General features: G+C 61.4%; 19 protein-coding genes. 9 read left to right on the top strand and 10 right to left on the bottom strand.

Annotated features, from left to right (window positions below; all coding sequences use genetic code 11):
- Positions 1-51 precede the first annotated feature (51 nt).
- The 4 genes from ACZ445_RS00375 to ACZ445_RS00360 are packed head-to-tail and all read left to right on the top strand — an operon-like array spanning position 52 to position 2,857.
- Positions 52-534 carry a Fur family transcriptional regulator gene (locus tag ACZ445_RS00375; protein WP_025854323.1) on the top strand — a complete coding sequence of 161 codons (483 nt, stop codon included), beginning with the start codon at positions 52-54 and terminating at the stop codon, positions 532-534.
- Positions 534-1,319 (top strand): zinc ABC transporter ATP-binding protein ZnuC, encoded by a 786-nt coding sequence (gene znuC, locus ACZ445_RS00370; protein ID WP_179029449.1) that lies wholly within the window; start codon positions 534-536, stop codon positions 1,317-1,319. The genes ACZ445_RS00375 and znuC overlap by 1 nt, the downstream gene beginning before the upstream one ends.
- Positions 1,312-2,100 carry a zinc ABC transporter permease subunit ZnuB gene (gene znuB, locus ACZ445_RS00365; protein ID WP_058424426.1) on the top strand — a complete coding sequence of 263 codons (789 nt, stop codon included), beginning with the start codon at positions 1,312-1,314 and terminating at the stop codon, positions 2,098-2,100. Before znuC ends, znuB begins: the two co-directional genes overlap by 8 nt.
- Positions 2,101-2,137: 37 nt before the next feature.
- The gene (locus ACZ445_RS00360) at positions 2,138-2,857 is read left to right on the top strand and encodes a PA5502 family lipoprotein (RefSeq protein ID WP_058424425.1); all 720 of its coding nucleotides are present in this window, start codon (positions 2,138-2,140) and stop codon (positions 2,855-2,857) included.
- Between the two features lie 102 nt (positions 2,858-2,959).
- Here ACZ445_RS00360 and katE read toward each other — a convergent pair whose 3' ends face one another.
- Entirely contained in the window at positions 2,960-5,089 is a 2,130-nt protein-coding gene (gene katE / locus ACZ445_RS00355; RefSeq protein WP_179040607.1) for a catalase HPII, read from the bottom strand.
- A 265-nt stretch (positions 5,090-5,354) separates the two neighbouring features.
- On the opposite strand from katE, the gene ACZ445_RS00350 reads away from it, so the two are divergent.
- Genes ACZ445_RS00350 through ACZ445_RS00340 form a run of 3 tightly spaced genes read left to right on the top strand, consistent with a single transcriptional unit; the run spans position 5,355 to position 7,858 of the window.
- Positions 5,355-6,362 carry a methionine ABC transporter ATP-binding protein gene (locus ACZ445_RS00350; protein WP_058424423.1) on the top strand — a complete coding sequence of 336 codons (1,008 nt, stop codon included), beginning with the start codon at positions 5,355-5,357 and terminating at the stop codon, positions 6,360-6,362.
- Entirely contained in the window at positions 6,362-7,036 is a 675-nt protein-coding gene (locus ACZ445_RS00345; RefSeq protein ID WP_010207814.1) for a methionine ABC transporter permease, read from the top strand. Before ACZ445_RS00350 ends, ACZ445_RS00345 begins: the two co-directional genes overlap by 1 nt.
- A 51-nt stretch (positions 7,037-7,087) precedes the next feature.
- Positions 7,088-7,858: a MetQ/NlpA family ABC transporter substrate-binding protein gene (locus ACZ445_RS00340; protein WP_092241435.1), complete on the top strand. Its 771-nt coding sequence runs from the start codon at positions 7,088-7,090 to the stop codon at positions 7,856-7,858.
- Positions 7,859-8,002: 144 nt separating this feature from the next.
- Here ACZ445_RS00340 and ACZ445_RS00335 read toward each other — a convergent pair whose 3' ends face one another.
- Genes ACZ445_RS00335 through ACZ445_RS00315 form a run of 5 tightly spaced genes read right to left on the bottom strand, consistent with a single transcriptional unit; the run spans position 8,003 to position 11,926 of the window.
- On the bottom strand, positions 8,003-8,638 hold the full coding sequence (locus ACZ445_RS00335) for an SCO family protein (RefSeq protein ID WP_058424421.1): 636 nt from the start codon (positions 8,636-8,638) through the stop codon (positions 8,003-8,005).
- Positions 8,635-9,534, bottom strand: coding sequence for a heme o synthase (gene cyoE, locus ACZ445_RS00330; protein WP_058424420.1), 900 nt, complete (start codon positions 9,532-9,534; stop codon positions 8,635-8,637). The genes ACZ445_RS00335 and cyoE overlap by 4 nt, the downstream gene beginning before the upstream one ends.
- Positions 9,522-10,601 (bottom strand): COX15/CtaA family protein, encoded by a 1,080-nt coding sequence (locus tag ACZ445_RS00325; protein ID WP_058424419.1) that lies wholly within the window; start codon positions 10,599-10,601, stop codon positions 9,522-9,524. The genes cyoE and ACZ445_RS00325 overlap by 13 nt, the downstream gene beginning before the upstream one ends.
- Before the next feature lie 10 nt (positions 10,602-10,611).
- A complete protein-coding gene (locus ACZ445_RS00320; RefSeq protein WP_058424469.1) occupies positions 10,612-11,196 on the bottom strand; it encodes a hypothetical protein in 585 nt (194 codons plus the stop codon).
- Entirely contained in the window at positions 11,162-11,926 is a 765-nt protein-coding gene (locus ACZ445_RS00315) for an SURF1 family protein (protein ID WP_464707886.1), read from the bottom strand. The genes ACZ445_RS00320 and ACZ445_RS00315 overlap by 35 nt, the downstream gene beginning before the upstream one ends.
- Positions 11,927-11,954: 28 nt before the next feature.
- Here ACZ445_RS00315 and ACZ445_RS00310 point away from each other — a divergent pair, with 28 nt between their 5' ends.
- Complete coding sequence (locus tag ACZ445_RS00310; RefSeq protein ID WP_058424417.1) at positions 11,955-12,158, top strand: twin transmembrane helix small protein; 204 nt, start codon at positions 11,955-11,957, stop codon at positions 12,156-12,158.
- Positions 12,159-12,164: 6 nt separating this feature from the next.
- Here the strand turns inward: ACZ445_RS00310 and ACZ445_RS00305 are convergent, their stop codons facing one another.
- The 4 genes from ACZ445_RS00305 to coxB all read right to left on the bottom strand — a co-directional run bounded on the left by ACZ445_RS00305 (position 12,165) and on the right by coxB (position 16,497).
- The gene (locus ACZ445_RS00305; protein ID WP_179030112.1) at positions 12,165-13,052 is read right to left on the bottom strand and encodes a cytochrome c oxidase subunit 3; all 888 of its coding nucleotides are present in this window, start codon (positions 13,050-13,052) and stop codon (positions 12,165-12,167) included.
- 35 nt (positions 13,053-13,087) lie between these two features.
- Positions 13,088-13,639, bottom strand: coding sequence for a cytochrome c oxidase assembly protein (locus tag ACZ445_RS00300; RefSeq protein ID WP_179030113.1), 552 nt, complete (start codon positions 13,637-13,639; stop codon positions 13,088-13,090).
- Positions 13,640-13,727: 88 nt separating this feature from the next.
- On the bottom strand, positions 13,728-15,311 hold the full coding sequence (gene ctaD, locus ACZ445_RS00295) for a cytochrome c oxidase subunit I (RefSeq protein ID WP_464707885.1): 1,584 nt from the start codon (positions 15,309-15,311) through the stop codon (positions 13,728-13,730).
- A 58-nt stretch (positions 15,312-15,369) separates the two neighbouring features.
- Positions 15,370-16,497 carry a cytochrome c oxidase subunit II gene (gene coxB, locus ACZ445_RS00290; protein ID WP_464707884.1) on the bottom strand — a complete coding sequence of 376 codons (1,128 nt, stop codon included), beginning with the start codon at positions 16,495-16,497 and terminating at the stop codon, positions 15,370-15,372.
- 367 nt (positions 16,498-16,864) lie between these two features.
- Here coxB and ACZ445_RS00285 point away from each other — a divergent pair, with 367 nt between their 5' ends.
- Entirely contained in the window at positions 16,865-17,512 is a 648-nt protein-coding gene (locus ACZ445_RS00285; protein ID WP_179030114.1) for a hypothetical protein, read from the top strand.
- Positions 17,513-17,553: the final 41 nt, after the last annotated feature.

Below are 17,553 nucleotides of genomic sequence, written 5' to 3'. Positions count from 1 at the left end.
CGTAGGAACGGGTAACATAATAACGTCTCTATCAAATATCTGTCGCCGCTCATGCCTAAAACACCGCTTGCCAGCCGTCCCCATGACCACTCTCACTGCGTGCATACCGCGCTGTCGGAGGCCGACACCCTGTGCACACAGAAGGGTCTGCGCCTGACCGCACTGCGTCGCCGCGTGCTGGAATTGGTGTGGCAGAGCCACAAGCCGCTGGGCGCCTACGACATTCTCGGCGTACTCAGCGAGCAGGATGGCCGCCGCGCCGCGCCGCCCACCGTGTACCGCGCGCTGGATTTCCTGCTGGAAAACGGCCTGGTGCATCGCATCGCTTCGCTGAACGCCTTCGTCGGCTGCAGCCACCCGGAACACGCGCACCAGGGCCAGTTCCTGATCTGCCGCGAGTGCCACGCCGCCATCGAGCTTGAACAAAAAAGCATCAGCGACGCCATCATCAAGAGTTCTGCCGAGGTCGGCTTTCGGGTCGAAGGGCAAACGGTCGAAGTGGTCGGCCTTTGTTCGGGCTGCCAGGGGGCTTGATGAGCAACGCGTTAATCCGCCTGGAACAGGTCGGGGTCACGTTCGCCGGTCAAAACGTGCTGGATAACATCGCACTGAGCGTGGAGCCGGGGCAGATCGTTACCCTGATCGGCCCCAACGGCGCCGGCAAGACCACCCTGGTGCGCGCCGTACTGGGCCTGCTCAAGCCCGATACCGGCAGCGTGTGGCGCAAGCCCAGGCTGCGCGTCGGCTACATGCCGCAGAAACTGCATGTGGATCCGACCCTGCCACTGTCCGTCCTGCGTTTCCTGCGCCTGGTGCCCGGCGTGGACCGTGCCCGCGCCCAGGCTGCGCTCAGGGAAGTCGGCGCCGAACAGGTGATCGACAGCCCGGTGCAAAGCATCTCCGGCGGCGAAATGCAGCGCGTGCTGCTGGCCCGCGCCCTGTTGCGCGAGCCGGAACTGCTGGTGCTGGATGAGCCCGTGCAGGGCGTCGACGTCGCTGGCCAGGCCGAGCTGTACAGCCTGATCACCCGCCTGCGCGACCGCCATGGCTGCGGCGTGCTGATGGTGTCCCACGATTTGCATCTGGTGATGAGCACCACCGATCAGGTGGTGTGCCTCAATCGCCACGTGTGCTGCTCGGGCCACCCGGAACAGGTCAGCGGCGACCCGGCGTTCGTTGAGCTGTTCGGCAAGAATGCCCAGAGCCTGGCGATCTACCACCACCATCACGACCACGCCCACGACCTGCATGGCGCCGTCGTCGATGACCCCGCCGCCCCTCATACCCACGTTCATGGAGATAGCTGCAAGCATGGCTGATTTTATGCTCTACGCCCTGCTGGCAGGCTTGGCTTTGGCGTTGGTGGCGGGCCCGCTGGGCTCGTTTGTGGTCTGGCGGCGCATGGCCTATTTTGGCGACACCTTGTCGCACGCCGCGTTGCTCGGCGTGGCCCTGGGCTTTCTGTTGGATGTCAGCCCGACCATCGCCGTGACGGTCGGCTGCCTGTTGTTGGCGGTGCTGCTGGTGACCCTGCAACAGCGCCAGCCCCTGGCCTCCGACACCCTATTGGGCATCCTGGCACCCAGCACCCTGTCCCTGGGCCTGGTGGTGCTGAGCTTCATGCATGAAGTGCGCATCGACTTGATGGCCTACCTGTTCGGCGACCTGCTGGCGATCAGCCCTGGCGACCTTGCCTGGATCCTCGGCGGCAGCGCGGCCGTGCTGGTGCTGCTGGTGGCCCTGTGGCGCCCGCTGCTGGCGATCACCGTGCATGAAGAACTGGCTACGGTGGAAGGTTTGCCGGTGCCGGCCCTGCGCATGGCCCTGATGTTGTTGATCGCCGTGGTGATTGCTGTCGCGATGAAGATTGTCGGCGTATTGTTGATCACGTCGCTGCTGATTATTCCCGCGGCCGCTGCCCAGCGCCACGCCCGCTCACCGGAGCAGATGGCAATCGGCGCCAGCCTGCTGGGGATGCTCGCCGTGTGCGGGGGCCTGGCACTGTCCTGGTTCAAGGACACGCCGGCCGGGCCATCGATTGTGGTCACGGCAGCCGCCCTGTTTCTGCTGAGTTTTGTCCTGCCCCGTCGAGGGGTGTAGACTTGCTCGCTTTTTGCGCAAATAGAGAGTCGCAGGAATGAAGCCGTTCACCTCCCGTTATCTGCTCCTTGCCGCATTTTCCCTGCTGCTGGGCGCCTGTCAAAGCACACCGCCCGCCGCCCCCGAGGCCCCGGACGCACGCGCTGTGGCCATCGCACAGCTGGAGCAAAACCTGGCCAGCAGCGAGCTTGCCACTGCCGAGGACCAATTGGCGGCGCTGCAAGCCCAATCGCCCAACGACCCAGCGCTGGAAACCTACCAGCGGCAATTGGCCGAAGCCTACTTGCAACGCAGCCAGATCGTGCTGCAAAAGGGTGATGTAAACGCCGCCGCGACCGCCCTCAGCCGTGCCCGCGCCCTGATGCCCAAGGCCCCCGCGCTGACCGGCGGCGTCAACAGCGCCATCAGCCATGCGCGCAAGGCCGAGCTGGATAAAGCCGAAGCCGACCTGAAAGCCGCCGAAGCCAAGCCCGCCGCCAAGGTCATCGACCCGACGGCACCCAGCACCACCGTGGCATTGAACCTCACCAACATCGAAGAACTGCGCCATCAGTTGGATGCGATTGCCACCGACGTGGTGAATTATCAGTGCGATGTGAGCATCCAGGCGCCGCGCACAGAGGATTACCCATGGCTGGCCACGTTGCTGACCAAACGGGTGAAGCGAATTGATTCGGGGTATGACCTGAAGATTCACCGGCAGATTCTAAAGAAGATTCCGGCGCAAGTTGTGCTGATTCCGCGCAAGGCGGAATAAAACCATCGGGGGCAAGCCCCCTCCCACATTTTGAGCTGTGAATACATTAAAAGTGTGGGAGGGGGCTTGCCCCCGATGACGATCTAAAAAACAACCAAAGACTTAAGCCGGAATCGCCTTGGCCTTCGCCTCACGATCCCACACCCGATGCTGCCCAATCGCGGCAAAGAACGCCTTGAACGCCTTGGCGTCCGCGCCCACGATCAACCCCGCATCCACTTCAAGTTTCAGCAGATCCAGCAAGGGCTTGGCATCACTGGCCACGGCAATCGCCTTCAGATGCTTGTACGCCTCCAGCACGTAATGCAGCGCCACCCCATCGCCACTCAACGCCTTCACCGACTCTTTGCCGCCGGGGATGAACACCGCATCGAACGCAACCGACGGCAGGCCTTCCATCGACGCATCTACCGGCAGGCTCTTGCCATCAGCCGTCTTCACCGGCGCCGAGGTCGGCCCCAGCAGCTTGGCATGCGCACCTTCGGCTTGCAGCGCCTTCTTCAAAGCGGCAATCGCCGCTCCGTCCACACCATTGGCCGCCAGGATCGCCACCTTACGGGTCTTGATATCGCCCGGCAGCAAATTCGCCTGACTCAGCGCAGGCGAACGCTCCGGCTGGGTTTTACGTACCGGCACCGTGCCTTTGGTCGGTGCGGGCAGCCCCAGGTTCTGCGCCACGCGCTTGGCCAGTTCCAGGTCGATGTTGGCCAGGATCTCGTTGACCTGACGCGCGCGGATAAACTCGCGCTCGACCTTGCCCAGCTCAAAGCTGTAGGCCGCAATGATGTGCTCCTGTTCGTGCTTGCTCATGCTGTGGAAGAACAGACGCGCCTGGGAGAAGTGATCACCGAACGACTCGCTGCGCTCACGGATCTTGTGGGCGTCGATGCGCTCAGGGTAGGACTCAAAACCACCATCCTGCGCAGCCGGTGGGGTTTCTTTCGGCCAGCCGCCATCGATGGAGTTCGGCTCATAAGCGGCGCGCCCTTTATCGATGGTGCTGCGGTGCATGGCATCGCGCTGGTTGTTATGCAGCGGCGTCACCGGCTGGTTGATCGGCAACTGGTGAAAATTCGGCCCGCCGAGTCGGCTGATCTGCGTGTCGGTGTAGGAAAACAGCCGACCTTGCAGCAATGGATCGTTGGAGAAGTCGATACCCGGCACGATATGGCCTGGGCAGAACGCGACCTGCTCGACTTCAGCGAAGAAGTTGTCCGGGTTGCGGTTGAGCACCATCTTGCCCAGCGGCGTGATCGGCACCAGTTCCTCAGGGATCAGCTTGGTCGGGTCAAGGATGTCGAAGTCGAACGCATGCTCCTTGTCCTCGGGAATCACCTGCACGCCCAACTCCCACTCGGGGTAGTCGCCCATCTCAATGGCTTCCCAGAGGTCGCGGCGATGGTAGTCGGTATCTTTACCGGCGAGCTTCTGGGCTTCATCCCACACCAGCGAGCAAGTGCCCGCCGTAGGACGCCAGTGGAATTTGACGAAGTTGGATTTACCCTCGGCATTCACTAAGCGGAAGGTGTGCACGCCAAACCCCTGCATGCTGCGCAGGCTTTTTGGAATGGCGCGGTCAGACATCGCCCATATCACCATGTGCGCCGATTCAGGCTGCAACGAGACGAAGTCCCAGAAGGTATCGTGCGCCGAACCACCTGTAGGAATTTCATTGTGCGGCTCGGGCTTCACCGCGTGCACGAAGTCAGGAAACTTGATCGCGTCCTGAATGAAAAACACCGGCATGTTGTTGCCCACCAGGTCGAAGTTGCCTTCTTCGGTGAAGAACTTCACGGCAAAACCGCGCACGTCACGTACGGTGTCACCCGAACCACGCGGGCCTTGCACGGTGGAAAAACGCGTGAAGACCGGCGTTTTATGCCCAGGGTCACGCAGGAACCCGGCTTTGGTCAGCGCCGAATGGTTCTCGTAAGTCTGGAAATAGCCGTGGGCGCCAGTGCCACGGGCATGCACGATGCGCTCCGGGATACGCTCATGGTCAAAGTGCGTGATTTTTTCACGCATGATGAAATCTTCGAGCAGCGACGGGCCACGGGAACCCACTTTCAGGGTGTTCTGGTTGTCGGAAATCTTGACGCCTTGGTTGGTGCGCAGGGCCTGACCGGTTGCATCGGCGCGGAACGCCTCCAGGGCCTGCAGCTTGGCGTTGGTGTTACTACGATCCAGGGTGTCGGTCCCTGCGAGTTCGCTCTTTGGCTTTTTGGTGCTCATCAGTCATAACTCCTTATTCAAGGTGGCCAGAGCGTTCCCCGGCTCGTTTGAGCAAAACCCCAGGCACGGCACCTGGGAAATCGAGTTGCTTAAGTAGTGACTGGCACGATTTTGTACCGTTCCTTTTTTATGACCTTTGATCGCGTTATTGCCAAATCGCTGGTTGAATACGAAATAAATGCTAAGAAACGCTATACGGACAGGCTAAAATGCGCGCCCGGCTAACCGCTGATCCCTTTTCCATGCGCCCCACAAGGTTCGCTACGTGATCGAGTTTCAAAACGTCCATAAAACCTACCGCGTCGCCGGTAGGGATATTCCCGCACTGCACGCCACCAGTCTGAGTGTCGAAAACGGCCAGGTGTTCGGCCTGATCGGCCACTCCGGTGCGGGTAAAAGCACCCTGCTGCGCCTGATCAACCGCCTCGAAGAACCGAGCGGTGGCAAGATCACGGTAGACGGCGAAGAAGTCACCGCCCTGGACGCCAACGGCCTGCGCCGTTTCCGCCAGCAGGTCGGGATGATCTTCCAGCACTTCAACCTGCTGGCCTCCAAGACCGTCGCCGACAACGTGGCGCTGCCACTGACCCTGGCCGGCGAACTGTCGCGCAAGGACATCGACCTGCGCGTCGCAGAACTGCTCGCCCGCGTCGGCCTGTCGGACCACGCCAAAAAGTACCCGGCGCAGTTGTCCGGCGGCCAGAAACAACGCGTCGGCATCGCCCGCGCCCTGGCGACCAAACCAAAGATCCTGCTGTGCGACGAAGCCACCAGCGCCCTTGACCCGCAGACCACCGCCTCGGTATTGCAACTGCTGGCCGAGATCAACCGCGAGTTGAAGCTCACCATCGTGCTGATCACCCATGAAATGGACGTGATCCGCCGCGTCTGCGACCAGGTGGCGGTGATGGACGCTGGCGTGATCGTCGAGCAAGGCTCGGTGGCCGATGTGTTCCTGCACCCCAAGCACGCGACCACCAAGCGCTTCGTGCAAGAGTCCGAGCAAGTCGACGAAAACGAGCAGCGCGACGACTTCGCCCACGTGCCAGGCCGTATCGTGCGCCTGACGTTCCAGGGCGAAGCGACCTACGCGCCGCTGCTGGGCACCGTCGCCCGCGAAACGGGCGTGGACTACAGCATCCTCGCCGGTCGTATCGACCGCATCAAAGACATCCCTTACGGGCAATTGACCCTCGCCGTCACCGGTGGCGACATGGAAGCTGCGTTTGCGCGCTTCACCGCCGCTGACGTCCACATGGAGATCCTGCGCTAATGGACGTCCTGTTGAGTTTCTTCGCCAATATCGACTGGTCCGAAATCTGGCTGGCCACCGGCGACACCATGACCATGCTGTTCGGTTCGCTGTTCTTCACCGTGGTGCTCGGCCTGCCCCTGGGCGTGCTGCTGTTTCTGACCAGCCCGCGCCAACTGTTCGAACAGAAAGGCCTGTACGCGCTGCTGTCGCTGATCGTGAATATCCTGCGCTCGCTGCCGTTCATCATCCTGCTGATCGTGATGATCCCGTTCACCGTGTTGATCACCGGTACTTCGCTGGGCGTGGCCGGTGCGATTCCGCCGTTGGTGGTGGGCGCGACGCCGTTCTTTGCACGCCTGGTGGAAACCGCCCTACGTGAAGTGGACCGCGGCATCATCGAAGCCACCCAGTCCATGGGCGCCAGCACGCGCCAGATCATCACCAACGCCCTGCTGCCCGAAGCCCGCCCGGGCATTTTCGCGGCGATCACGGTGACGGCGATTACACTGGTGTCCTACACGGCCATGGCCGGTGTGGTGGGTGCCGGTGGCCTGGGCGACTTGGCGATCCGTTTCGGTTACCAGCGTTTCCAGACTGACGTGATGGTGGTCACGGTGGTGATGCTGTTGATCCTGGTGCAAATTCTGCAAACCGTCGGCGACAAGCTGGTGGTGCACTTTTCTCGAAAATAACGGCCATTGCCGGTGACATGCCGGCACATGCCCGAACAAGGAGTTTGTTGGATGAAAAAACTACTGGTTGCTTTCGCCGCCGTTGCCGCGTTTTCCGCCCACGCCGAGACCATCACGGTCGCCGCTTCGCCGGTCCCACACGCGGAAATTCTCGAATTCGTGAAGCCTGCCCTCGCCAAAGAAGGCGTGGACCTGCAGGTCAAAGTCTTCACCGACTACGTGCAGCCGAACGTACAAGTCGCGGAAAAGCGCCTGGACGCCAACTTCTTCCAACACCAGCCATACCTGGATGAATTCAACAAAGCCAAGGGCACTCACCTGGTGAGCGTCGGCGCGGTGCACCTGGAACCCCTGGGCGCCTACTCCAGCAAGTACAAGAAGCTGGACGAACTGCCAAGCGGCGCCAATGTGGTGATCCCGAACGACGCCACCAACGGCGGCCGCGCACTGTTGCTGCTGGCCAAGAACGGCCTGATCACCCTGAAGGACCCGACCAATATCCTGTCGACCATCAAGGACATCACCGCCAACCCTAAAGGCCTGAAATTCCGCGAACTGGAAGCCGCCACCCTGCCGCGCGTGCTGACCCAGGTCGACCTGGCGCTGATCAACACCAACTACGCGCTGGAAGCCAAGCTGGACCCGTCCAAGGATGCCTTGGTCATCGAAGGCAGCGACTCGCCTTACGTGAACATCCTGGTGACCCGCGAAGACAATAAGGATTCGGACGCCGTGAAGAAGCTGGTTGCCGCCCTGCACACGCCTGAAGTGAAGCAATTCATCGAAGAGAAGTACAAAGGCGCGATCAAGCCGGCGTTCTGATGTAACCCGATCTCCCAAACACTGGAGATCAAAAAATGTGGGAGGGGGCTTGCCCCCGATAGCAGTGGGTCAGCCACCAGATGCAGTGACTGGCACTCAGCAATCGGGGGCAAGCCCCCTCCCACATTTGTTATGTGTTGCCTGTTACTGACGCTTCAACAACCCCGGCAACTGCGCCACCAGCTTCTGGTTGTTCAACGGCGCCCGAATAAACCCACGCTGCGTCCCATCCGGCCCGATCAACGCCAGGTTGCCGCTGTGGTCGACGGTATAGTTGGGCTTGCTGGTGTCCGCAGGAATGAACGGAATGCTCACCGCATTCGAGACCTTCTGCACCTCCTCCACATTCGCGCCAGTCAGGCCCTGGAACTGCGGGTCGAAGTAACCCAGGTACTGCTTGAGCTGAATCGGCGTGTCGCGGTTCGGGTCCACGCTGACTAGGATTACCTGCAACTTGTCCACCGCGTCTTTAGGCAACTCGCTCTTGATCTGGCGCAGCTGGGCGAGGGTGGTCGGGCAGATGTCCGGGCAGAAGGTATAGCCGAAGAACAACAGGCTCCACTTGCCTTTCAATTCATTGACCAGCACCGGCTGGCCGTCCTGGTTGGTCATGGTCACCGGCGGCAACTGACGGCTTTGCGGCAGCAGGATGATGCCAGCGTCGATCAGCGCGGTAGGGTCACCCTGGCCCTTGCCCGAAAGCACTTTGTTAACGGTCAGGCCCATGATCAATGCCACCAGGGCCACCAGGATGAAGACAGTCTTTTGAGTTCGAGTCATAGGTTCAACAGTAAGTAGTGGTCTACGAGCAGGGCGATAAACAGCAGCAGCAAGTACCAGATAGAGTACTTGAAGGTGTTGATCGCCGCGTGCGGCCGACCGCCACGGTACAACACCCAGGCCCATTGCAGAAAGCGCCCGCCCAATACCAGGGCGCAGCCTAGGTACAGCAGGCCGCTCATGTGGATCACGTAGGGCATCAGGCTCACCGCCAGCAGGGCGAAGGTATAGAGCAGGATATGCACCTTGGTGTAGTGCTCGCCATGGGTCACCGGCAGCATCGGGATATCGGCCTTGGCGTATTCCTCCTTGCGATGGATGGCCAGAGCCCAGAAGTGCGGTGGGGTCCAGGCGAAGATGATCAGCACCAGCAGCAGGGGCTCGGCGCTGATATGTCCGGTGACCGCAACCCAGCCCAGCAAAGGAGGCGCTGCACCGGCCAGGCCACCGATGACAATGTTCTGCGGCGTCGCCCGCTTGAGAAAGCCGGTGTAGATCACGGCGTATCCCAGCAGCGAAGCCAAGGTCAGCCAAGCCGCCAGGGGGTTGGTAAACGCCAACAGCAGCGCCAACCCCGCAACAGCCAGAAACAATGCAAACGTCAACGCCGCCAGTGGCGACACACGACCTTCCGCCAAGGGCCGCTTGTGGGTGCGCGCCATCACCGCATCGATCCGCCGATCCACCACATGATTCACCGCCGCCGCGCCGCCCGCACACAGGGCAATCCCCAGGTTGCCAAACACCAGCACGGGCCACGGCACGCCGGCACGGGTCGCCAGGAACATCCCCACCAGCGAGGTGATGAGCATCAGCACCACCACCTTCGGTTTGGTCAGTTCCAGGTAGTCACGCCAGATGGCCTGGCCGTGACGCGCACCGATCAAGGTCGCCATGGCATCTCTCCTTTAAGGGTAACGAGCCCCGATACGTGCTTGCGCGGGATAAAGCGCCAGCCGAACGGCAGCTGGTTGCGCACCCGGACCAGGCTGGTGCGGGCGTGGTAGTTGACCAGTACCAGCGTCAGCAACAACGCCGCACCGCCCGCGTTGTGGCCCACTGCAACCGGCAGCGGCAGATGGAAATACACATTGCTCAGGCCCAGGCCGATTTGCGCCGCCAGGGCGATCAGCAGCAAGCCAGCCAACCGCGTCATGCCTACCGCGCGCAACTGCCACGCCAGGCCCAGCAGCACCAGGCTGACGATGACGGCACCGATGCGGTGGGTCAGGTGGATGGCGGTGCGCGCCTCGCTGTCCAGCTGCCCACCGAGGTAATTGGGGCCGATGTGTTGGGTGAGATGGAAGCCATTGGCAAAATCGGCTGCCGGCCACCACTCGCCATGACAGGTCGGCAAATCGATACAGGCCACCGCCGCATAGTTCGAACTGACCCAGCCGCCCAATGCAATCTGGCCGATCACCAGCACCAAGCCTGCCGTCGCCCAATATTGCAGGCGCTTGGGCACGATCAAGGCGGGCAATACGCCGGACAAACGCAGGGTCAGCAAGAACAGCAGGCTCAAGGTCGCAAAACCACCCAACAAATGCCCCGTCACCACCTGCGGCCACAGCTTCAATGTCACCGTCCACATGCCAAATGCCGCTTGGGCGAACACCACCGCCAGCACGAACAGCGGCAGTTTCACCGGCTGGCCCGGATCGCGCCGATGGCTCCACGAGCGCGCCGCCAGCAACACAATCAGCAAGCCCAAGGTGCCGGCGAAGTAACGATGAGTCATCTCGGCCCAGCCCTTGTCGGCCTCCACCGGCGTGTCGGGGAAATGCAGCTCGGCATGGGCCAGTTGGGCTTCGGTGTTGGGCACGCTGATAAAGCCGTAGCAGCCGGGCCAATCCGGACACCCCAGGCCGGCGTGGGTCAGGCGGGTATACGCCCCCAGCAGCACGACGATCAGCGCCAGCAGGGTGGCAAACAACGCGAGGCGAAATCCAGGTTTGGCCATGACGATGCCCCTATCCGATGTTCGACAGTTTCAGCAGATGGCGCAGGTCGTTGAGCAAGTCCTTGCCCTTGACCCTAGCGTCGTAGCGCAGCACCAGGTTGCCGTGGGGGTCGACGATCCACAGCTGCGCATCGCCCGGCGCAGCGGCATTTTTACTGAAGGTCGACAAGTCCAGCGGGTAGCGTTGCAGTTGCGGGTACTCGACCTTGAGCTTGGCGTCATAGTCGCTGCCCAGCGGCTGCGCACTGGCCAAGGCATGGCTGGCACGGGAAGCGTCGCGCCCCAGGCCAATCTGCAATTGGCGTGCGAGGTAGACCAGTTGCTGGCAATCGGCGGCACACGCGGCGGGCGCGGTGACCAGCAGTTGCCAGCGCTGCTCATCGGCCGGCACGCCAATGTCGGCGCGGGTCTGGCCGTTGCCGATCATCTCGCCGTGGTAGCTGCGACTGTCCGGCACCCAGAACTGCAGCTTGTACATGAAGGTGGCCAGCGCCATCGGGCCGATCACCATCATCAGGATCAGGATCAACTGCCAACGGCCTTTGCGCCGATCAGGCACCTCAGACATGTTGAGTGGATTCATGGCCGCTCCCATGGGGCTTCTCCTTTTTGTTGTGCCATCCGAGGTAGAGGTAAAGCGCCAGCAACGCCAGCGACATGGCGAACCACTGCACGGCATACGCCAGGTGTTTTTCCGGCCCCATGGCCACGATGGGCCAGGTGGTTTCGTAAGTGCCGGGGCCGGGCTCGGCACGTAGCTCATAGGTGAAACCGCTGCGCCCCAGTTCCGCCCACAACGCAGCAGGGTGCAGCGCCGTCAGCAGGCGTGGCCATTGCGCACTGGCGGGGTCGGCGTGCAATTGGAAGGTTTCGCCAGGGGCGACGTAGACCCAGGCATCCAGATTCAAGACCTGCTCCGGGGTGCTGAAGGCCGGAGGTGTGCGCCGGTCCGGCCAGGGCAACCAGCCACGATTGAGCAACAGCCACAGGCCGCTGGCCTGATCATGGAAGGGTTGCAGCAGCTCTACGCCGGCCTTGCCGTCGCGCATGCGGTTATCGAGAAACACGCTGTGCTCGGCATCCAACTGCCCGCGCAAGCGCACGCGGCGAAAGGCCGGGTCGGGCATGTCATTGAGCTGCGTACTGCTGATCGGCTCCGCTGCGCGTCGCTCGGCATAACTGTCTACCAGCAGCTGCTTTTCATGGCCCCGCGACAGTTGCCAGAACCCCAGCCCCACCATCAAGGGCAGCAGCACCAGCACCACTAAGGTGGGTGCGATCCCTGGACGAAAGCGTTTTGCGGCGCTGGCTATACTTGTTTTCATTGCCCGCCCATCCCCGTGGAGCCCGACCATGCTCAAAGCCGCTATTGCCCTGATGCTGATCGCGACCGTCGTGAGCCTGTTCAGTGGCTTGTTCTTCCTGGTCAAGGACGAGGGCAACTCCAACCGCCTCGTCAACGCCCTGACCGTGCGTGTGGTGCTGGCCGTGATCACCCTGGCCTTGATCACCTGGGGCTTTTTCAGCGGCCAACTGGTTTCTCATGCGCCGTGGTAAGCCGCCTCACAGCACGTAGACGAAGAAAAACAGCCCGATCCACACCACGTCCACAAAGTGCCAATACCAACTGGCCGCCTCAAAGCCGAACTGGTGCTCGGCATTGAAATGCCCCTTGAGGATGCGCATCAGCATCACGAACAGAATGAGGGTGCCAATGGTTACGTGGGCGCCGTGGAAACCGGTAAGCATGAAGAAGGTTGCGCCATAAACGCCGGAGCCGAGCGTCAGGCCCAATTCTTTGTACGCGTGGATGTATTCCTCGGCCTGGAAGCCCAGGAACGCCATACCCAGCAGGACGGTGATCGCCAACCAGATTTTCAGCGCACCGCGATGGCCTTTGCGCAGGGCATGGTGAGCGATAGTGATGGTCACGCTGGAGCTCACCAGCAGGATGGTATTGACCAGCGGCAGGCCCCACGGGCTGATGGTGCCCTCCGGCGGCGGAAACAGTTTCGGGTCGGGGTTGTTGAGCAGCGGCCAGGTGAATTCGAAGTTCGGCCACAGCATGTGCGCAATGCCCTTGTGACCCTCACCGCCCAACCACGGGCCGGACATATGCCGCACATAAAACAGCGCACCGAAGAAGGCGATAAAGAACATCACTTCGGAAAAGATGAACCAGGTCATGCCCCAACGGAACGAGCGGTCCATCTGCGAACTGTACAAACCGGCGCGGCTTTCCTTGATGACCGCACCGAACCAGCCGAACAGCATGTAGGCCAGCAGCAGCCCGCCGACGAAAAAGATCCACGGGCCGTGGGATTCCGGGCGTGCCGCCTTCAAGTCGTTGAACCACACAGCCAGTCCGTACACGGTGACCAGCAGGCCAATCGTGGCAATTATCGGCCATTTGCTTTGCGCTGGTACGTAGTACGTATCATGAGTCGACATGTATTCGCTCTCCTGATTGAAGGGGCAAACAGTAGCTAGCCGCCGCTGTGCACAGCCACCGGCGGTTGGCGCGCAGTGATATCGAACAGCGTGTACGCCAGGGTCAGATGCTTCACATCCTTGGGCATGTCGCGGTCGACGATGAAACGCACCGGCATCTCGATGCGCTGGCCCGGTTGCAGCACTTGCTGGGTGAAGCAAAAGCACTCGGTCTTGTGGAAGTACATCGCCGCTTCGGCCGGGGAAATGCTCGGTACGGCCTGGGCGGTCATCGGCTTGTCGGTCGGGTTGTGGGCCACGAACAGCATCTCGGTCACCGCGCCCGGGTTGACCACCACTTCGTCAGCCTTGGCATAGAAATCCCAAACCATGTCGATGGCGTTGGTAGACAAGAACTGCACGCGCACCTGGCGCGTCGGGTCGACCACTTGCTCGCCCTCGTACTGCCCGGCGGTCTTGCCGTTGATGCCGAACGCCTTGCACATCACGTCGTAGATCGGCACCAGCGCAAAGCCGAAGGCGAACATCGCCACCACCAGGATCAGCAGGCGCGTGACCAGGCGCTTGATCGGCAAGGATTCAGCCATTACGCCCACCCAATGTGAATGAGGCCATTGTGGGAGGTGGCTTGCCCCCTCCCACATTGGCCGTGTACGCAGTGCCAAGGCGTGTTCATTAGACCTCCGGCGGCGTGGTGAAGGTGTGGTACGGCGCCGGCGAAGGGATGCTCCACTCCAGGCCTTCGGCGCCATCCCAGGGCTTGGCCGGCGCCGGCGGGCCGCCACGGATGCACTTGATCACGATAAACAGGAAGAAGATCTGCGTGGCGCCGAACATGAATGCGCCGATCGACGAGACCATGTTGAAATCCGCGAACTGCAGGTTGTAGTCCGGCACCCGGCGCGGCATGCCCGCCAGCCCGACGAAGTGCATCGGGAAAAACGCCATGTTCATGCCCACGAAAGACAGCCAGAAGTGCAGCTTGCCCAGGGTTTCGTCGTACATGTGGCCGGTCCATTTCGGCAGCCAGTAGTAGGCCGAGGCGAAGATGCCAAAGATCGCACCGGGCACCAGTACGTAATGGAAGTGCGCCACCACGAAATAGGTGTCGTGGTACTGGAAGTCCGCCGGGGCAATCGCCAGCATCAGCCCGGAGAAACCGCCGATGGTGAACAGGATCACGAAGGCCACGGCAAACAGCATCGGCGTCTCGAAGGTCAGCGAGCCTTGCCACATGGTGCTGACCCAGTTGAACACCTTCACCCCAGTGGGCACGGCAATCAGCAGGGTGGCGTACATGAAGAACAACTCGCCCACCAACGGGATACCCACCACGAACATGTGGTGCGCCCACACGATGAACGACAGGAACGCGATGCTCGCCGTGGCGTAGACCATCGACGTGTAGCCGAACAACGGCTTGCGCGAAAAGGTCGGGATGATCGAGCTGACGGCGCCGAAGGCCGGCAGGATCATGATGTACACCTCGGGGTGGCCGAAGAACCAGAACACATGCTGGAACAGCACCGGGTCTCCACCGCCGGCCGCGCTGAAGAAGCTGGTGCCGAAGTGGATGTCCATCAGCATCATGGTCACGCACCCGGCCAGCACCGGCATGACCGCGATCAGCAGGAACGCGGTGATCAGCCAGGTCCAGACGAACAGCGGCATTTTCATCAAGGTCATGCCCGGCGCACGCAGGTTGAGGATGGTGGCGACCACGTTGATCGCGCCCATGATCGAGCTGATACCCATCAGGTGGATGGCGAAGATAAAGAACGTCACGCTTTCCGGCGCGTAGGTGGTGGAGAGCGGGGCGTAGAAGGTCCAGCCGAAGTTCGGCCCGCCGCCTGGCGTGAACAGCGTCGAGACCAGCAGCAGGAAGGCCGCCGGCAACAGCCAGAAACTGAAGTTGTTCATGCGCGGCAGGGCCATGTCGGGCGCGCCGATCATCAACGGGATCATCCAGTTGGCCAGGCCGACAAACGCCGGCATCACCGCGCCGAACACCATGATCAGGCCGTGCATGGTGGTCATCTGGTTGAAGAACGCCGGCTGCACGATCTGCAGGCCGGGCTGGAACAGCTCGGCACGGATCACCATGGCGAACGAGCCGCCGAGCAGGAACATGGCAAAGGCGAACCACAGGTACATGGTGCCGATGTCTTTGTGGTTGGTGGTCAGCACCCAGCGCATCAGGCCCTTGGCGGGGCCGTGGGCATGGTCGGCGTGACCATGGTCGTCGATCACAGCGCTCATGGTCGTTCTCCTGCAAGCGAGTGGGCGGGGCGGGTCGAGGTCAATGCCATGGGGGAGGTCATTTGCTTTCCGCCTGCTTGATGGCCAGCACGTCTTTAGGCGTGACCATGTCGCCTTTGTTGTTACCCCAGGCGTTGCGCTCGTAGGTCACCACGGCAGCGATATCCACTTCCGAGAGCTGCTTGCCGAACGCCGCCATCGCGGTGCCGGGCTTGCCGTGGTACACGAGGCTCAGGTGATCGGCGGCGGGGCCGGTGGCGATCTTCGACCCCTTGAGCGCCGGGAACATCGGCGGCAGGCCCTGGCCTTCGGCCTGGTGACAGGCCACGCAGGTGGTGTGGTAGACCTTGTCGCCACGGGCCACCAACTCTTCCAGGGTCCACTCTTTGGAGGTCAGTTCCTTGAGCTTGGCGGCCTCTGCCTTGCGCTCGCCGAGCCAGGTGTCGTAGTCGGCCTTGGACTTGACCTCGACCACGATAGGCATGAAGCCGTGGTCCTTGCCGCACAGTTCGGCGCACTGGCCACGGTAGATGCCAGGCTTCTCGACACGGGTCCAGGCCTCGTTGACGAAGCCGGGAATCGCGTCGCGCTTGACCGCAAACGCCGGCACCCACCAGGAGTGGATCACGTCGGCGGCCGTCACCAGGAAGCGCACCTTGGCGCCCACCGGCAACACCAGCGGCTGGTCGACTTCCAGCAGATAATGTTCGCCCTTGGTCGCCTGGTTGTGGATCTGTTCGGCAGGGGTGGCCAGGTTGCTGAAGAACTCGACGTCCTGGCCCAGGTATTTGTAATGCCACTTCCACTGGTAGCCGGTGACCTGGATGTCGATATCCGACTCACTGCTGTCGTAGATATTGATCAGGGTTTTGGTCGCCGGAATGGCCATCGCGATCAGGATCAGCAAGGGTACGACGGTCCAGAGGATTTCCACCGTGGTGCTCTCGTGGAACTTGGCCGCCACCTGGCCCGTGGACCGGCGATGAACGATCATCGACCAGAATATTGCGCCAAACACGATGATGCCAATCACCACACAGATCCAGAAAATGGTCATGTGCAGGTCGAACACAGCGTGACTGACTTCTGTCGCCCCTGGCGCCATATTCGTTGTCCAGGCGGCATGTGCCTGGCCGAATACTGACCACAACAGGAGGCCCATCCAAACGTGTGGATGTCGCATCATTGCGGGTTCCCCTTATCGTTCTTGTTATCCCGCCGGTTTGCACCTGCGTCGAAGGGAGCGGCTTCCATACTGCTTACAACCGCCTGGCCTTGCCTGCTTATGCAGTCTGGCGTCATCAGCTAATCGCGTACAAATCCGAGTATAGACAGGCTCTGCAACCCCGCAATGTGTAGGGGCAAATGAGTAGAAATGACTGGCTGGAGCCAATAAAACCGGGCACGGAATCGTTTATCCGACGAACGATGGCAATTCGATATAACGCAGGCGCATAACCGTGAAATAATTATGACAAATGCGTCTGAGGCGCTCGTATAAACGAGCTACCTTATCTTCTCCCTTTTCCTACGCCTGCATCACTGGAGCTTTCATGAACACCGCCGCATTGCGCGAGCAGATTTCCCGTGCCCATCAACACGAAGCCAGCACTGGCCAGCTTGCCCTGCAACTGGAAAAACAATTGCCGCACCTGCATTCGGCCATCTCCCTGGCTGACGGTGATCGCAACATTGTCATGACCCGCTTTGTCACCGCCTACATCGACTTGGTCCCGGACTTGCTGGACGCCGCCAACGACGTGGCCCGCGAGGCCGGTATCGAAAGCCAGATCAAGCCGGTACTGAAGATCGCCGAGCATTTCTTCCTGCAACCGCCCGCCATCCTGGCCGGCCACGAAGGTCTCGATGGCCTGCTGGATGAGGCCTACCTGGCTCATCGCCTGGTCGAAGAGGTCAACGATCTGTATATCAAGCACTTTGGCCAGCCGTTGATTCCGGCCGATACCACAGTGGCCAATGTCATTGCCCATCAGCTGATCGGCGAAGCCTTCGCCAACCAGCTGGATGAAGCGGTGCACCACGCAGTGGATGAAATGCTCAACGAAGAAAGCTTTGCGCTGGAGTCCGTGGAGGCTTATCGCGAACAGCTCAAGAGCCCCGACACGGAAGCCGCGTGGAAGCGCTGGCCATGCCTGTCGCGACAGCTGGGGGTTGAGTTGGCGCTGGATCAGCCGGCCTGATCCCGCCTGTAGGAGCTGGCTTGCCAGCTCCTACAGGCGTT

The organism is Pseudomonas allii (assembly GCF_055380095.1).
The sequence above is the reverse complement of the archived record's forward strand: the minus strand, read 5'-3'. Positions and strand labels throughout refer to the sequence as shown.

What these genes read in the sequence shown, in the direction of transcription:
- ACZ445_RS00305 (WP_179030112.1), bottom strand. Translation starts at nt 13,052, where the DNA reads ATGTCGACTCATGATACGTACTACGTACCAGCGCAAAGCAAATGGCCG.
- ACZ445_RS00285 (WP_179030114.1), top strand. Translation starts at nt 16,865, where the DNA reads ATGAACACCGCCGCATTGCGCGAGCAGATTTCCCGTGCCCATCAACAC.
- ACZ445_RS00345 (WP_010207814.1), top strand. Translation starts at nt 6,362, where the DNA reads ATGGACGTCCTGTTGAGTTTCTTCGCCAATATCGACTGGTCCGAAATC.
- ACZ445_RS00375 (WP_025854323.1), top strand. Translation starts at nt 52, where the DNA reads ATGCCTAAAACACCGCTTGCCAGCCGTCCCCATGACCACTCTCACTGC.
- znuC (WP_179029449.1), top strand. Translation starts at nt 534, where the DNA reads ATGAGCAACGCGTTAATCCGCCTGGAACAGGTCGGGGTCACGTTCGCC.
- ACZ445_RS00300 (WP_179030113.1), bottom strand. Translation starts at nt 13,639, where the DNA reads ATGGCTGAATCCTTGCCGATCAAGCGCCTGGTCACGCGCCTGCTGATC.
- ctaD (WP_464707885.1), bottom strand. Translation starts at nt 15,311, where the DNA reads ATGAGCGCTGTGATCGACGACCATGGTCACGCCGACCATGCCCACGGC.
- ACZ445_RS00325 (WP_058424419.1), bottom strand. Translation starts at nt 10,601, where the DNA reads ATGGCCAAACCTGGATTTCGCCTCGCGTTGTTTGCCACCCTGCTGGCG.
- ACZ445_RS00320 (WP_058424469.1), bottom strand. Translation starts at nt 11,196, where the DNA reads ATGGGAGCGGCCATGAATCCACTCAACATGTCTGAGGTGCCTGATCGG.
- znuB (WP_058424426.1), top strand. Translation starts at nt 1,312, where the DNA reads ATGGCTGATTTTATGCTCTACGCCCTGCTGGCAGGCTTGGCTTTGGCG.
- ACZ445_RS00340 (WP_092241435.1), top strand. Translation starts at nt 7,088, where the DNA reads ATGAAAAAACTACTGGTTGCTTTCGCCGCCGTTGCCGCGTTTTCCGCC.
- ACZ445_RS00335 (WP_058424421.1), bottom strand. Translation starts at nt 8,638, where the DNA reads ATGACTCGAACTCAAAAGACTGTCTTCATCCTGGTGGCCCTGGTGGCA.
- ACZ445_RS00360 (WP_058424425.1), top strand. Translation starts at nt 2,138, where the DNA reads ATGAAGCCGTTCACCTCCCGTTATCTGCTCCTTGCCGCATTTTCCCTG.
- ACZ445_RS00315 (WP_464707886.1), bottom strand. Translation starts at nt 11,926, where the DNA reads ATGAAAACAAGTATAGCCAGCGCCGCAAAACGCTTTCGTCCAGGGATC.
- coxB (WP_464707884.1), bottom strand. Translation starts at nt 16,497, where the DNA reads ATGATGCGACATCCACACGTTTGGATGGGCCTCCTGTTGTGGTCAGTA.
- ACZ445_RS00310 (WP_058424417.1), top strand. Translation starts at nt 11,955, where the DNA reads ATGCTCAAAGCCGCTATTGCCCTGATGCTGATCGCGACCGTCGTGAGC.
- katE (WP_179040607.1), bottom strand. Translation starts at nt 5,089, where the DNA reads ATGAGCACCAAAAAGCCAAAGAGCGAACTCGCAGGGACCGACACCCTG.
- cyoE (WP_058424420.1), bottom strand. Translation starts at nt 9,534, where the DNA reads ATGGCGACCTTGATCGGTGCGCGTCACGGCCAGGCCATCTGGCGTGAC.